The organism is Vibrio sp. ED004, assembly GCF_023206395.1.
GTDB lineage: Bacteria > Pseudomonadota > Gammaproteobacteria > Enterobacterales > Vibrionaceae > Vibrio.
In genome coordinates, this window is sequence record NZ_CP066149.1 from 1,919,728 (window position 1) to 1,935,536 (window position 15,809).

The window sequence follows — 15,809 nt, forward strand, 5'->3', positions numbered from 1 at the left end:
GGCTGAATAATGAGAAAACATACCCTGTCTGTCATTGTTATTACCAAGAATGAAGAAGACCGAATTGAAACTTGCCTTAAATCAGTGGTTGATATTGCCGATGAGCTAATCGTGTTAGACAGTGGCTCAACGGACGCAACTGTTGAGATATGCCAAAAATACACAGATAACGTGACCATCACAGATTGGCCTGGCTTTGGTAAGCAAAAGCAACGAGCGCTAGATAAAGCGACATGTGATTGGGTGTTATCAATCGATGCGGATGAAGCATTAGATGAAGAGATGAGCAAGGCTCTTGTTGAACTATTAAAACAAGATCAAATCAAACACACAGCGTATAAACTTCCTTGGGGAGTGACTCTGTATGGTACGACTCTAAAACATGGCCGCAGTGCTCGTGCAGTGTTAAGACTCTTCAAGAGAGAAGGCTCTCGATATACGTTGGATGAGGTTCATGAGACTGTCGTTCCGGAGCAAGGCTCTACAGGAATATTGAAGGGGTTTCTTCTTCATTACACCCATCGCGATTATGGTCATGGTTTAGACAAAGCAGCGCAGTACGCTTGGCTTGGTTCTCAAAAATACCACCGTAAAGGCAAGAGATCACACGGCTTATTCCTCGCTCTACTACGGGCGGCATGGACGTTCTTCTTAGTCTATATTATTCGCCGTGGCTTTATGGATGGCAGTGTCGGTTTCATTATGGCGATGACTTACGCTCAAGTGAATTTCAATAAATATGTCGGTTTGTGGATTCTTGAAAATCGCCCAGAAGACCGTTCAACAGACCAAGCCAAATAGGAAGCGATAGATGAAAATTTTAGTTTGTGCATCTTACTTACATGCATGGAACAGTTTACGCCCTGAAGCCGCGATTTTTATAGAGCTTGCGCGTCAAGGTCACCAAGTCACTATCATGACTCAAGGTGAGTCTGAGCATGTATCAAAGCTAGAAGAGTGCGGTATTCGAGTCGTTGATGGTTATCCAAAGCGTAAAATTTGTTTTGATACCATTAAAAAGATTCGCCACGAGCTAAAAACGCATGATTACGACATCTGCTATGCTTTTAACTCAAAGACGATACCTAATGCGGCGTTTGCGTGTATTGGTTTCAACGTTAAATTAGTCGTTTATCGAGGCACTACTGGCGGGCTGTATCGACATGACCCAAGTGCTTACTTAACTCAGCTTCATCCTCGTGTGAATGGCATTGTGTGCGTGTCTGAAGCAGTGCGACAAGATGTGGTAAAACGAGTTTGGAAGAACAAAGATAACGTAGTTACCATCTACAAAGGGCATGAATTGGATTGGTATAAAGTGCCACCAACTGAGCGTTCTGAGTTTGGTTTGAATGAAGATGATGTAGTCGCGATTACTGCAGCGCATGTAAGGCCAAGTAAGGGTATTTCTGTTTTACTTGAGGCGACCAAATACATTACAGCACCGAACTTCCACTTAATCTTAGCGGGTAGTGGCTATGAGCCTCATTTTGATGAGATGAAAGCGAGCCCTATGAGTGAGCGAATTCACTACATTGGCCATCGTACTGACATCCCTTCAATTATGTGTATGGCAGACTTTCAAGTTCAGCCATCGATCAGCGGAGAAGGGCTACCGCGTACGATTGTTGAAGCAATGGCAAATGGCACAACTTCTGTTGTTACTACCACTGGCGGTGCCCCTGAACTCGTTGTAGATGGCGAGACAGGTTATATTGTCCCGACTGGTGACGCCAAAGCGTTGGGTGAGGCTATGGACAAGCTCGCACAAGATAAGGCCAAGTGTACAACAATGAGTGAAGCGGCGAAGAAGCGCTTAGATGAAAGCTTTAGTTCACGAGTAACAGTGAAGAAGCACCTGGAATTTTTTGAGAAGTTACTAGTCAGATAAAGTAGCTAGATATTAATTATGAATTTAAGGTTCTAAGTCAGAGGACATAGGATCAAAAGAGATATATTAGAGTAGTTGAGTATGCTAAATAACAAGACAGTATTAATTACAGGTGGCACAGGGTCGTTTGGTAAGCAATTTATCAAAACAATTCTGGAACGATACCAAGACGTAAAGAAGATCATTATCTTTTCTCGTGATGAACTGAAGCAGTTTGAAATCAAGCAGCAATATCCTCACAAGGATTTTCCACAATTACGCTTCTTTATTGGTGATGTTCGTGATCGTAACCGTATGATTCAAGCGTGTGAAGATGTTGATGTTATTATCCACGCAGCTGCGATCAAACAAGTAGATACTGCTGAGTACAATCCAACTGAATGTATTCGCACCAATATTGATGGCGCAGAGAATGTGATTAGTGCAGCTCTTGCGTGTGGTGTGAAAGATGTCGTTGCTCTATCGACCGATAAGGCATGTGCACCAATTAACTTGTATGGTGCGACAAAGCTTGCTTCAGATAAGCTCTTTGCTGCTGCAAATAATATTAAAGGTTCAAAAGACATTCGTTTTAGTGTCGTACGTTACGGCAATGTGATGGGCTCTCGTGGTTCGGTTATTCCATTCTTTATGCAGAAAAAAGAAGAAGGTGTACTGCCAATTACACATGAAGAGATGACGCGTTTTAATATCTCTCTTCAAGATGGCGTGAATATGGTCATGTATGCACTTGAAAACCATTTGGGTGGTGAGATCTTTATTCCTAAGATCCCTTCATACAAAATTCTAGACATCGCTGAAGCTATTGCGCCTGGCATGGCAACTAAGGTTGTAGGTATTCGCCCTGGTGAAAAACTTCATGAAGAAATGATTACTGATACTGATTCTCTCAATACAATTGATTTAGGTCGTTATTACGCGATCCTTCCTTCTGTCTCTTTTACATACACAGAAGATGAGTACATGAATCATCATAAAGCTGAAAAAGTACCGTTTGGCTTTAAATACAACTCAGGCACCAATACTGAGTGGGAAACGATTGAAGGTCTACGCGACTTAATCAAAGAACATGTTGACCCTAAATTTACAGTGTGAGTAAAACAGTGATTCCATACGGCAAGCAAGATATCAGTCAACAAGACATTGATAGTGTAGTTGATGTTCTTAAATCTGATTTCCTAACTCAGGGACCACAAGTTCCTGCGTTTGAAAAAGCGTTAACAGAACATACTGGTGCTCAGTATGCGTTAGCAGTGAATAGTGCAACCTCGGCTCTGCATATCGCTTGTTTGGCTTTAGGTTTGGGGGAAGGTGACTGGTTGTGGACAACGCCTGTTACTTTTGTTGCGTCTGCAAACTGTGGTCTTTATTGCGGAGCTAAAGTGGACTTTGTTGATATTGATTCAGCAACTTATAACATGTGCCCTAAAAAGCTAGAGCAAAAGCTAATTACTGCTAAAGCTACTGGAACTCTACCTAAAGTCGTTGTTCCTGTTCACTTATGTGGTCAGCCTTGTGATATGGAATCCATTGCTAAGCTAGCCAAAGAATACGGCTTTAAAGTCATTGAAGATGCTTCTCATGCTATTGGTGGTCAATATCATGAACAACCAATCGGTAATTGTAAGTATTCTGATATTACAGTGTTCAGTTTTCACCCTGTAAAAATTGTCACAACGGCTGAAGGTGGTGCTGCATTAACGAACCAGAAAGAGCTAGCGGATAAAATGGCTCTCTTGCGCAGTCATGGTATTACACGAGATCCTGAAATGATGACGGAAGCTTCTCACGGTGGCTGGTATTACCAACAGGTTGATTTAGGTTTTAACTACCGCATGACAGAACTTCAAGCGGCATTGGGTGTCACGCAAATGCAACGTCTTGATGAATTTGTTGCGGCGCGCCATGTGTTGTCTAAGCGTTATAATCAAATGTTATCTGAATTACCTTTAGTTCTTCCTTATCAACTGGAAAAAACTTATTCAGGTCTACATTTATTTGTAATCCGATTGAAGTTAGATGAGATATCATTAACTCATAAGCAAGTGTTTGAGGCTCTGCGTGAAAATGGTATCGGCGTTAATTTGCATTACATACCGGTTCATACTCAGCCATATTACCAGGCTATGGGGTTTTCTGATGGCGATTTTCCTGCGTCAGAGCGTTACTATCAAGAAGCAATCTCGCTTCCAATGTTCCACGGTATGACGGAAAAGCAACAGAATATGGTTGTTCATGTAATTACTAACATTTTGAATAGATACTAAACAGGTTAGAAAATGAAAAAAATCAAATATTGTACGAGTTGTATGTACCCAGAAACGAAGCCTGATTTATGGTTCAACGAACAAGGTAAGTGCAGCGCTTGTATCAACTTTGAAGAGCGCACTGAGATTGATTGGGAACAACGTAAAAACGAATTTGAAAATATTACAAATAAGTATAAATCTATTGATGGTTCTAACTACGATTGTATTATTCCGGTTAGTGGTGGCAAAGACAGTACTTATCAAGTAATCCGAGTTTTACAAGCTGGTCTTAACCCACTATGTGTTACTGCTGAGACTGATTCATTGTCAGACATTGGTCGCCGTAACCTTGAGAATCTAAAAAGGTTAGGTGTTGATCATGTTAACGTGACTACTAACCCCAAGATTCGTCGTAAGCTATCTCGTTTAGCATTGCGCGAAGTTGGCGATATTCAATGGGCAGAACACGTTACAATTTTTACGATTCCTATCCAAGTTGCAGTCGAAAAAAATATCCCTCTAATTATTTGGGGTGAAAACTCTCAGCATGAATATGGCGGTCCAGCAGCAGCTGCTGAGAACAATGTGTTAGATCGTCGTTGGTTGGAAGAGTTTGGTGGTATGTTAGGCATGCGTATTACGGACTTAATTGGGCAAGACGATATTACTCGACGCGATCTTATTCCTTACTTCTACCCTTCTGATGAAGAATTGAAGCGGGTCGGTGTAACTGGTATTTTCCTTGGTTATTACTTTCCTTGGGATGGCTACAACAACACATTGGTTGCTCAAGCGTATGGTTTTGAAAGTTACCCAACTCCAACAGAGGGTAGCTTTGTTAATTATGAGAATTTAGATAATTATTATCACCGAGTACACGATTATTTCAAATACATTAAGTATGGTTTTGGGCGTGCTACCGATCAAGCGAATAACCATATCCGACGTGGTCGATTAGATCGTAGAGATATTGTTGATTTCCTAAAAGATAACGATGGTAACTATCCAGATGTTTATTTAGGTCGTTCACTTGATAGTGTCTTAGAAGAAATTGACATGTCTAAAGATGAATTCGATGAAATTTGTGACCGATTTACGAACAAAAAATTATTCAAAACTGATCGTAAAGGTAACTTAGTGAGAGATGCTAAGGGCAATTTGACTAAACTGAATTACGATAATTAACTTACGGTTATAACTATGACTATTTCAATAGTTGATTATGGTATGGGGAATATTGGCTCGGTAACTCGAGCCATATCTGCTTGTGGATTTAAATCTACCATAGCATCAACGGCGGAAGACATATTACAAGCGGATAAAATCATTTTACCCGGTGTCGGTTCTTATACTAAAGCTATGTCTGAACTGAGAGCTCGTGGGCTGGAAGAAGCTATTATCGAGTCGGCCGTGGAGGATGAAATACCCGTCTTAGGCATCTGCCTAGGTATGCAAATTTTATCCACATTAGGTCATGAACATGGTGAAACTAAAGGTTTAGGGCTAATTCCGGGAGAAGTAATCCAGTTAACGCCACAAGATGCATTAGCTCGAGTCCCTCACGTAGGCTGGAATTCGGTTGAAGTATTATCACAATCGCCTTTGTTTGATGGTATACCTTCTGGGAGTGATTTCTATTTTGTGCATAGTTACCACTATCAAGCCGATGATGCATCAAATGTTTTAGCGAGTACTGAGCATGGTGGGAAGTTTACTTGTGCAGTACAGAAGGGTAATGTTTTTGGAATGCAGTTTCACCCAGAAAAAAGTCAGAAACTAGGGCTTAAATTATTGCAGAACTTTTTGGATCTTTAAGTATGTTGAAGCGGCGAATTATTCCAACCATGCTGTATGCAGATTTTGGGTTGGTAAAAGGAGAGGGCTTTAATGCCTGGAGAAGAACGGGTTCTGTAATACAAACAGTTAAAATCTATAATATGCGTAATGTAGATGAACTTGTGCTGCTTGACATTAATGCCACCAATGAAAGTCGTGAGCCTGATTATAAGCTTATCCATGACGTCGCAGATGAATGCTTTATGCCTTTTTCGGTTGGTGGTGGAATTAAAACAGTTGAACAGATTCGCAAGGTATTGCTAGCTGGAGCTGATAAAGTGGTTCTCAATACGGCAGCTTTGGAAACTCCAGAGCTGATCAGAGAGGCTTCCGAAACATTTGGTAATCAGTGCATAGTTGTCTCTCTAGATGTAAAAAAAGTGGATGGTGAATACAAGGTATTTTCTCATTCGGGTAAAAAAAAGACGGCATACACGTTTGTAGACGCAGCGAAAATGGTTGAGTCTTATGGTGCTGGTGAGCTTTTAGTAACTCGTATTGAAATTGATGGCACAATGGCGGGCTATGATAATGAACTTCTTAAACTGGCTGTAGACAGTGTCAGTATCCCTGTTATAGGGGGAGGAGGAGCAAAAGACTATCAAGATATGCATCATGCCTTTGATCATTCTGGTGTCGATGCCTTAGCTGCCGCTGCGATATTCCATTTTACAGAACAAACTCCCAATGAGGCGAAGAGCTATCTTGCTCAGCAAGGGATCAGTGTTAGGAATTAATAATGAAAATTGCAATTATCCCTGCACGTGGTGGCAGTAAACGCATTCCTCGTAAAAACATTAAACCTTTTCATGGTAAACCTATGATTGCTTACTCTATTGAAGCGGCGGTTGCTTCGGGGTGCTTTGATAAGGTCATTGTTTCTACGGATGATACTGAGATCGCTGAGGTGGCTGAGCAGTATGGTGCAGAGGTACCTTTTTTACGCCCGGCTAACATATCTGATGATTATGCGACGACGATGGATGTGATGCATCACGCTATTACTTGGTGCATGGATAATGGCTGGACTGTAGATGCGGTTTGTTGTTTGTACGCGACCGCTCCTTTTGTAACGCCGGAATATCTTAAACAAGGTTTCGATAAGTTAAATAAAGGCTTATTTGAGTTTGTTTTTAGTGCTGCGACTTTTCCATTTCCGATTCAAAGAGCGATCAAAATTTCATCAGGAGGAGCTGTGTCAATGTTTTCTCCTGAAAATGAACAAGCCCGCTCTCAAGATCTAGAAGAAGCCTATCATGATGCTGGTCAATTCTATTGGGGAAAGGCCGATGCGTTTTTAGAGAAAAAAGCAATATTCGCGGATCATTCTAGTGTCGTTCTGTTACCTAGAAGTAGAGTTCAAGATATTGACACTAATGAAGATTGGGATCTGGCTGAGGCATTATACTCAGCTTTAAAATAATTAGGGTTTTATGATAGTTATCTTTAGAGCGGATGCTTCAGTTTGGGTTGGTAGCGGTCATATCATGCGCTGTTTAGTACTTGCAGATGCATTGAAAAACCTCGGTCATTCAATCTCTTTTGCATGTTTACCACAGCCAGGCGACATGATCTCATACATTGAAGAGCGTGGCTTTCAGGTAATAAAGTTAAATCCGCCTAAGGAACCTAGTGAGCCTAAGCATGATGCCGATTATGAGGCTTGGCTGCAAAGACCAAGTTCTGAGGATGCGCTAGACTTTATCCAAATGGTAGGCAGTGCTGATTTAGTGGTAACGGATCATTATGCTATTAGCAACCAGTGGCAACAGCTTGTTAGGCAATCAATGAGCTGCTTTTTAGTCGCTATTGATGACTTGGTTCGAGAGCATGATGCTGATTTAATTGTCGATCAAACTCTTGGGCGTAAGCCTGTTGAATACTCAGGTTCTGCCCGAGCTTTAGTGGGAAGTGAGTATGCGATATTAGCCCCAAGGTTTGCTTCATTGAGAGAGCTCGCTTACATGCGGGTACTCCCTGAAACTAGACCTAAAGTTCTCATATCTATGGGGGGAATAGACAACCCCAATGCAACTTTAAAGTCATTAAAAAGCCTTGTTGGTAAAGTCTGTGCTGATTTTACGGTGTTGCTAAGCCCGAGAGCACCACACTACCAGCAGGTTAAGTCATGGTGTGACTTACACAGTAATGTCCAACATCAAGATTTTGAGGCTGATATGGCTAGTTTAATGCTTAAGTATGATATAGCGATTGGGGCGCCTGGAACAACAAGTTGGGAGCGGGCTTGTCTTGGTCTACCTAGCATTTTGATACCATTGGCTGATAATCAAAAAACGATCTGTACTCAACTGCTTCAGCATAAAGCTATTTTGAAAGTCTCTTTGGAAGATATTGAATCCCAGCTATTAGTGACCTATCAACAGGCAATGGGTCAATGGCATGAGCTGTTTATGTCGAATCTAAAACTGTGTGATGGCTTAGGGACTCGAAGGTTAGTCCTAGAAATTCAGCAGCTTATTGAACCAAGTGATCATTCAAATCTACAGCTTGCATTTGCAACTTATGAGGACATCAAAACCGTTTATGATTGGCAATGCCACCCTAAAACTCGTGAATTTGCATTGAATACTGATATTCCTACATGGGAAGATCACCAAAGCTGGATGAAGCGAAAGCTAGCCACAACCACTGACTTTTTTTATCTTGTTGAAGATAAAATAACAGGAAAAAGGTTAGGTGTATTACGATTAGATAAAACGGAACCTAAGAATTATCTAGTATCAATTTTTGTTGCCCCTGAAGCTTACGGTTTAGGCGTCGCAACTGCGGCATTAAAAATGGCTGATGTCATCCACCCAGATCTGACATTACATGCCACTGTATTAGAATGTAATAAAGCTTCTCAGAAGCTGTTCAAAAAAGCGAACTATACACAGAAAAATTCTGAGACGTTTATTCGTAACCCAATTTAATGAGATTCTGATGAAACCATACATTTCAATTGACGGTCGAAACATAGGCCCTGACTACGCTCCTTATATTATTGCTGAATTATCAGCAAATCATAATGGTGACATTAATCGCGCTTTCCAGATAATGGAAGAAGCGAAGAAATCAGGTGCTGATGCGATTAAGCTGCAAACCTATACTCATGAAACGATCACTATGGATTGCGATAGTGAAGAGTTTCAAATTCATGGGGGGTTATGGGATGGGCAGACGCTTTATAATCTTTATAAGGGTGCTCATATGCCATGGGAGTGGCATAAGCCGTTATTTGAAAAGGCAAAAGAACTTGGGATTACTATTTTCAGTTCTCCATTTGATTTTACAGCCATCGATTTATTAGAATCATTAGATGCTCCTGCGTATAAAATAGCCTCATTTGAAGTCATTGATTTGCCTCTTATTAAGCGTGTTGCTCAAACAGGTAAACCGATGATCATTTCAACAGGAATGGCTAATAAAGAAGAAATTGCAGAAGCTATAAAAACCGCAAGAGATAATGGCTGCAAAGAGTTAGTTGTACTGCATTGCGTGAGTGGTTATCCAGCACCGGCTGAGCAGTACAATTTAAAAACCATTGCCGATATTGCAGAGCGGTTTGATGTTTTATCCGGTCTTTCAGACCACACGATTGATAACGCTACTGCAATAGCATCAGTTACGTTAGGTGCATGCTTGATAGAGAAACATGTCACTATGGATCGTAACGGTGGTGGTGCTGATGATAGTTTTTCTCTTGAACCCCATGAACTTACAGCATTATGTAAAGATACAAAAACAGCGTGGCAAGCAATAGGTAAAGTCAATTACGAAAGAACGGAAGCTGAAAAAGGGAATGTTAAGTTCCGCCGTTCTTTATATGTAGTAAAAGACATTCAAGTTGGTGAGGTACTTAGTCCTGATAATGTACGGAGTATTCGACCTGGTTTTGGTTTAGCTCCTAAGTTTTACGATGAAGTTATGGGGAAAAAAGCAACAATTGAGATCACTGCCGGTACCCCGGTGTCTTTTCAAATCATTGAGTAGATAACTGCTTTATTTTGGATAGCTGGATAGAGATTATCTCTTGAAGGCTTTCTCTATTTTTTTCATAGTCTGAAAGCACTTCCATATAATTTGATACCTTATCATCCGGTATTAGATTATAGACATTACAATACTCTTCCATTCCAATACCCACAGATGAATTTATTGTAATAATATTAGTTTTCTCGGTGCTTGATAACAAATATAGTTCTAAAGGAAGTTTATTCGATAAAAAGATCGCACCTTCATTTTCTATGCTTAGGTAATCACTTCTTTTCTCTAGAGGGTGGAGCTTTAAAACCGGTGTTAGCCCTTTCTCTCTGCTAAGTAAAATAATAATTTTATAGATATCTAGAAAGAAGTTATCGCTTATTAGTTTATCTTTGATCTCGGTGAACACTGGTTGTGTGGCAATAATTAGTCCGTTATCAGAGAAACTAGGTTCTTCTTTGAATCTAAAACAGGTTTTAATGGAATCGACGATAGCTTTATCTTTAGATAACATTAACCTCTTGCCTTTGTGCATGATGCTTTTGGGTAGGTTGTTAGGATGAATAGCATAGACTTCTTTACATTGGTCTTTTTCACCAAAAACATAATATTTAGGCTGTTTTCCTTGGATATACCTCAGCACTTGCTTAGGTTTTGACTCAATTTTATGTTCAATATAATTACCCATTCCATCTTCAAGCATAGAGTAAGATTTACTTAACAATCTAAATAGTCGAGACATTTTATTGTTATCGTTAAAAAGAAATAGAGTATTGATAGTAAAATCAAAATCTAGGTTATCATCATACGTTTTAAATAAATCAACTAAATTACATTGTGTAGACTTTGATATCGAAAGGCCACGTAGTGAGCAAAACAAGATAAACCTTCCAATTAAACCACTTTTCTTTATGTGTTTAACTAATGACTTCCTGTTGACTAATATCAAATTTATGTTTTTAGGGGTTTGTGTTGTGTCTATTTGTAGTGGATCTATATTTTGAAAATCATAGAAAAACACTATAACAGCTTGCTTTTTATTCTCTTGAGCTTTATATAGACTAAATAATAAATGCCTTACAGTGGAGCAGATATATATATCTTTATGTCGTGCTTTCATTATTATTTCCCTTTTTATAACTAGCAAATGAAGAACTAAGTAGGATAGTGGTCCATACGAGATAAAAAATAGTTCCAGAGTTGTGATTGAAAAAAGCCTGTGTTAGACAGTAACCAATCATGAGGACGATACAGATAATTCCGAGTAGGCTGAAATTTTTGGAACCCTCAGAATATGATGAATTCAGAAGTATCTTAAAGAAGAGGAAAAGCGGTATTAAAAATATAGTAGCTAAAGCGCTTAATCCTATAAGTCCACTAACAGAGGCGGCTTCAAGAAATTGATTGTGCTCATGGTAAGTCATTCTAGATACTTGCTTGTCTATAATACCCAAATCACCTATTGATTTTCTCTTTTCAAGCCTTCCGTCTATTCCAGCACCCGCCAGTGGGTTTTCAAAAAAAATGATTGATGCACTTTTCCATAAGTTGAGTCGAATACCTACTGATGTAAAGGCATTGGCATTTGAATTGTACTGGCTGTAATCGCTGATAGCTTCATTAATTCGAGACGTAACCGTATGGTTTGTACTGAGACCGAAAGATACTAGAGTTATCAAAACAATAGAGGATATAACTACTTTAATACGTAAGAGACTGAACTTATAGTGAACAATTAATAAGATAGCGAGTGGAACCAGTAACCATGATCCCCTACTTTCGGATTGTAAGCTTGCCCAAGATGCCAAAATAAAAGCAACTAGTGATACGAGCGAAAGTATCAAATTTTTTTTCTTTAGCTCACATAGAGTAATGGCAAGACTCGAGATAGCAAATGTGGTTACCATACCTCCCGTTTGTATTTGCATATATCCTTCAAACCAAGCGTTGGGAATACGTCCATCGAATGCTCTAAGCTCTGGATATTGCTTTAGGTAGAATAAAGCGACGATAGCTGAACAAATTGAGGCAATATTTATCCCAATAGTGATATTTTTCCACGATGGTGGGTTTCGTAATAAGGCAATAAAAATTGGTATGGTTAATAGAGCTCTACTTGGCTTATCAATAAAGCTCCACTTTTCACCATGAAAAAACTTCAGAAAAAGAAAAGTACAGAAATAGTAAAGAAGTGCGTATATAAAAAGTTTTTCATTGGAGCTTAATCGAAGCTTATGTTTGGTAATAAATAAACTGGTAATACAAGTGAGTAGTAGTAAGATACTTGAGTAGTTGTAGCCAGAGCCATAAGCGACACATATAACAGGAAAGCAAGCAGCAAAAAATGGCACTGCTTTTGTGTGAGATAGGTGAGTTGGAGACATGGTATGGAAACTACTTCTTATAAGGATTTATATTACTATCAGGACGAGTCTTAAGCAGCCTTAAGATCCACATATATTGCTCTGGGTTTTTGCTCACGTAATTTTCAATACATTGGTTCATCATGCGCGCGTCTTGTTCCTCGCTTCCTGTTGGAAAGGGCAGCGCGGGGTAGAAGTCTAGAGTGTATTGGCCAGTGTTGCTATCGTATTGAGCAAACAGAGGAACAATTTTAGCCTTACTCAGTTTAGATAGGCGACCAAGGCCTGAGATAGTTGCTTTTTGAGTCGCGAAAAAGTCAACGAAGACACTGTGCTCACGGCCAAGATCTTCATCAGGGAGGTAGTAACCCAGGTACCCATCACGTACCGATTTGATGAAAGGTTTGATACCACCACTGCGATCATAAACACGACCGCCGTATTGCACGCGCTGTCGGTGCATTAGCCAGTCACTGAGTTTGTTTTTTTGTGCTTTCGCCATCGCAGATACAGGTAAATTGCGTGAAGCTAATAATACCGCTGGGATATCGATAGCCCATGTGTGTGGCACCAGCAAGATCACATTCTCGCCACTGTCTGTAATATCGGTTAGGTTGCTCAGGCCGTTTATCGAAGTGTTATTCTCTAGCCAAGTTTTACTCTTGAGTGTCAGTGAAGCAAATCCCATCAAAAATGAGATGGAAGTAACGTATGACTGATAGAGAGTTTCTTCGCGCTCTTCGATAGATTGCTCAGGGAAACACATCTCAAGGTTAACTCGAGCCCGGCGGTTAGCCTTATTCTTAATTTTTACAGCTTGCTTAGCCATAAACTTAGCTAATGCTAAACGAATGCTGTTAGGTAAGAAGCAGACTAAAGACGATAACAAAACAGCAATCCAAGTTCCCCAGTATTTAGGTGCTAGAAAACCCCATTCAAACTCAGGGTTGTAAGCTTTTGGATCAAAATCATTGCGTTGTGTGGTCATTCATTCACTACATTATTTAAATCAGAGAGTTAACTTAATATCGGTCACTCTGGGAATGATTATATTCGTTAGGCATTCCCAATAATACACGCTAAAAGTAGGGTGTATTATTGGTCCTAATCTGAAATATACCGTTAAGCGTTTACGATCTTCATGTACTCAGCAACGCCATCGGCTACTGCTTTAAACTCGATATCGCAACCTGTACCGCGAAGCTTCGTTAGGTCTGCTTGAGTGAATTCTTGGTAAGCGCCTTTTAAATGCTCAGGGAAAGGAATCGTTTCGATTTCGCCTTTACCATGGTGCTTGATAACTGCCTTGGCGACTTCTTCAAACGACTCAGCATTGCCAGTACCTAGATTAAAGAGGCCAGATACCCCATTCTCTAAGAACCACAAGTTTACAGCCGCGACATCACCCACATACACAAAATCACGCTTAAAGGTTTCGCTACCTGCGAACAATTTCGGGTTTTCACCGGCATTCATTTGGTTGTTTAGGTGGAAAGCGACAGAGGCCATGCTTCCTTTGTGTTGCTCGCGTGGACCATAAACATTGAAATAACGGAACCCTACGATTTGCGAAAGCGTTTCGTTGTGTGCTGCTGCATCCGCGGTTAAGCGACGAACGTAGTTATCAAATTGTTGTTTTGAATAGCCGTAGACATTCAATGCACCTTCGTACTCTCGCTCTTCGATGAAAGTGTCGGTCTCACCGTAAGTTGCAGCTGAAGAGGCATACAAGAAAGGAATTTCACGCTCAACACAGTAATGAAGTAGCTCTTTTGAGTATTCATAGTTGTTGAGCATCATGTATTTGCCATCCCACTCAGTGGTAGCAGAGCATGCTCCTTCATGGAAAACAGCTTCAATATGACCAAAATCATCACCGGCCATGACTTGAGTTAGGAAGTCATCACGATCCATGTAATCCGTGATGTCTAGGTCTACAAGGTTCTTAAATTTCTTACCATCTTTTAAGTTGTCGACGACTAGAATATCGTTGTGGCCCGCTTCATTAAGCGCCTTAACAATATTGCTGCCAATCATGCCAGCACCACCCGTTACGATAATCATAATTTTCTAACTCTTTTGAATACAAAACTGTCACGAGTATAGCAAGGAATGGATAAAGCGGGCTAGTGGAATAATTCCCCAACCAGAGTATGATACGGCAAGCTAAGTTATAAATTATGTTGAGTTAATTACTCAAAACTATAGGTATTATCATGAAGATTGCAGTAGCCGGTACAGGGTATGTGGGTCTATCAAACGCTCTGCTTTTGGCACAACATCATGAAGTCATGGCGGTAGATATCATCGATGAAAAAGTGGCAATGCTAAACAATAAGCAGTCACCGATTGTAGACAATGAGATTGAGCACTTTCTATCAAATAAGGCGCTGAACTTCATGGCAACAACGGATAAAGCCGCTTACAAAAACGCTGAATTTGTCATTATTGCTACTCCAACCGATTATGATCCAAAAAACAATTATTTTGATACCAGCTCTGTAGAGTCGGTCATTAAAGACGTCATGGATATCAATCCAAATGCCGTCATGGTGATCAAATCAACGGTACCTGTTGGTTATACTGAGCGCGTTAAGCAAGAACTGAACTGTGAAAACGTTATGTTTTCACCAGAGTTTTTACGCGAAGGCAAGGCCTTGTACGATAACCTACACCCATCACGAATCATTGTTGGTGAGTGTTCTGATCGAGCTAAAGTGTTTGCTAATCTGCTGGTTGAAGGCGCTGAAAAAGAGAACATCGATGTTTTGTTTACTAATTCGACGGAAGCCGAAGCGGTAAAACTGTTCTCAAATACCTACCTAGCGATGCGTGTTTCTTATTTCAATGAGCTTGATTCTTACGCGGAAGCGCATGGTTTGGATTCTCGTCAGATCATTGAAGGTGTGGGCTTAGACCCTCGAATTGGCAATCACTATAATAACCCTTCATTTGGTTATGGTGGTTACTGCTTACCAAAAGATACCAAACAGCTATTAGCTAACTATCAAGATGTACCTAACAACATTGTGGGTGCCATTGTCGATGCTAACCGCACTCGTAAGGACTTCATTGCGGATTCAATTATTAAGCGCTCGCCTAAAATTGTAGGTATTTATCGTTTGATCATGAAGGCTGGCTCTGACAACTTCCGTGCGTCGTCGATTCAGGGGATTATGAAGCGCTTGAAAGCTAAAGGTATTGAAGTGGTCGTATTCGAACCTGTGTTGGAAGAAGAGCATTTCTTTAACTCGAAGGTTTATTCTGACCTAGAAGAGTTCAAAGCCGTATCCGATGTGATTGTATCTAACAGAATGGTAGAAGAGATCGCAGACGTTGCAGATAAGGTTTACACACGAGATCTGTTTGGCAGTGATTGATCGGGTTTTATTTTAGCTAATGCTAATTAGACCAGATGTTAACAGCTCGATCTATCCGTTTAGTGGCGATATACTGAACCTCTAAACGGATAGGGATACTAATAAC

Annotated in this window: 15 protein-coding genes; 11 read left to right on the forward strand and 4 right to left on the reverse strand. The window is 40.3% G+C overall.

Translation table 11 applies throughout. The features are described 5' to 3' along the window. Positions 1-9: 9 nt before the first annotated feature. The 10 genes from ITG10_RS08685 to pseI all read left to right on the forward strand — a co-directional run bounded on the left by ITG10_RS08685 (position 10) and on the right by pseI (position 9,969). Positions 10-801 carry a glycosyltransferase family 2 protein gene (locus ITG10_RS08685; RefSeq protein WP_017630610.1) on the forward strand — a complete coding sequence of 264 codons (792 nt, stop codon included), beginning with the start codon at positions 10-12 and terminating at the stop codon, positions 799-801. Between the two features lie 10 nt (positions 802-811). Next, positions 812-1,891 carry a glycosyltransferase family 4 protein gene (locus ITG10_RS08690; RefSeq protein WP_017630611.1) on the forward strand — a complete coding sequence of 360 codons (1,080 nt, stop codon included), beginning with the start codon at positions 812-814 and terminating at the stop codon, positions 1,889-1,891. An 81-nt stretch (positions 1,892-1,972) separates the two neighbouring features. Beyond that, positions 1,973-2,986, forward strand: a complete 1,014-nt coding sequence (gene pseB, locus ITG10_RS08695) for a UDP-N-acetylglucosamine 4,6-dehydratase (inverting) (protein WP_017630612.1) — start codon at positions 1,973-1,975, stop codon at positions 2,984-2,986. Next, the gene (gene pseC / locus ITG10_RS08700) at positions 2,983-4,158 is read left to right on the forward strand and encodes a UDP-4-amino-4,6-dideoxy-N-acetyl-beta-L-altrosamine transaminase (RefSeq protein WP_017630613.1); all 1,176 of its coding nucleotides are present in this window, start codon (positions 2,983-2,985) and stop codon (positions 4,156-4,158) included. The genes pseB and pseC overlap by 4 nt, the downstream gene beginning before the upstream one ends. 12 nt (positions 4,159-4,170) lie before the next feature. Next, a complete protein-coding gene (locus ITG10_RS08705; protein ID WP_108117614.1) occupies positions 4,171-5,325 on the forward strand; it encodes an N-acetyl sugar amidotransferase in 1,155 nt (384 codons plus the stop codon). Positions 5,326-5,340: 15 nt separating this feature from the next. Then, entirely contained in the window at positions 5,341-5,955 is a 615-nt protein-coding gene (hisH, locus tag ITG10_RS08710) for an imidazole glycerol phosphate synthase subunit HisH (protein ID WP_017630615.1), read from the forward strand. A 2-nt stretch (positions 5,956-5,957) separates the two neighbouring features. Then, positions 5,958-6,713 carry an imidazole glycerol phosphate synthase cyclase subunit gene (locus ITG10_RS08715; protein ID WP_016768940.1) on the forward strand — a complete coding sequence of 252 codons (756 nt, stop codon included), beginning with the start codon at positions 5,958-5,960 and terminating at the stop codon, positions 6,711-6,713. 2 nt (positions 6,714-6,715) lie between these two features. Then, positions 6,716-7,399: a pseudaminic acid cytidylyltransferase gene (gene pseF / locus ITG10_RS08720; protein ID WP_017630616.1), complete on the forward strand. Its 684-nt coding sequence runs from the start codon at positions 6,716-6,718 to the stop codon at positions 7,397-7,399. 10 nt (positions 7,400-7,409) lie between these two features. Then, positions 7,410-8,909: a UDP-2,4-diacetamido-2,4,6-trideoxy-beta-L-altropyranose hydrolase gene (pseG, locus tag ITG10_RS08725; protein ID WP_248386811.1), complete on the forward strand. Its 1,500-nt coding sequence runs from the start codon at positions 7,410-7,412 to the stop codon at positions 8,907-8,909. 10 nt (positions 8,910-8,919) lie between these two features. After that, positions 8,920-9,969 carry a pseudaminic acid synthase gene (pseI, locus tag ITG10_RS08730; RefSeq protein ID WP_017631405.1) on the forward strand — a complete coding sequence of 350 codons (1,050 nt, stop codon included), beginning with the start codon at positions 8,920-8,922 and terminating at the stop codon, positions 9,967-9,969. Here pseI and ITG10_RS08735 read toward each other — a convergent pair. From ITG10_RS08735 to rfaD, 4 genes are all read right to left on the reverse strand, one after another. Beyond that, positions 9,959-11,080 (reverse strand): hypothetical protein, encoded by a 1,122-nt coding sequence (locus ITG10_RS08735; protein ID WP_248386319.1) that lies wholly within the window; start codon positions 11,078-11,080, stop codon positions 9,959-9,961. The genes pseI and ITG10_RS08735 overlap by 11 nt on opposite strands. Then, the gene (locus ITG10_RS08740) at positions 11,064-12,344 is read right to left on the reverse strand and encodes an O-antigen ligase family protein (protein ID WP_248386320.1); all 1,281 of its coding nucleotides are present in this window, start codon (positions 12,342-12,344) and stop codon (positions 11,064-11,066) included. Before ITG10_RS08740 ends, ITG10_RS08735 begins: the two co-directional genes overlap by 17 nt. A gap of 10 nt (positions 12,345-12,354) precedes the next feature. Next, complete coding sequence (gene lpxM, locus ITG10_RS08745; protein ID WP_017632728.1) at positions 12,355-13,311, reverse strand: lauroyl-Kdo(2)-lipid IV(A) myristoyltransferase; 957 nt, start codon at positions 13,309-13,311, stop codon at positions 12,355-12,357. A gap of 134 nt (positions 13,312-13,445) precedes the next feature. Then, positions 13,446-14,387: an ADP-glyceromanno-heptose 6-epimerase gene (gene rfaD, locus ITG10_RS08750; protein WP_010433822.1), complete on the reverse strand. Its 942-nt coding sequence runs from the start codon at positions 14,385-14,387 to the stop codon at positions 13,446-13,448. A gap of 152 nt (positions 14,388-14,539) precedes the next feature. On the opposite strand from rfaD, the gene ITG10_RS08755 reads away from it, so the two are divergent. Continuing rightward, positions 14,540-15,703, forward strand: a complete 1,164-nt coding sequence (locus tag ITG10_RS08755) for a nucleotide sugar dehydrogenase (RefSeq protein ID WP_017632729.1) — start codon at positions 14,540-14,542, stop codon at positions 15,701-15,703. Positions 15,704-15,809 lie beyond the last annotated feature (106 nt).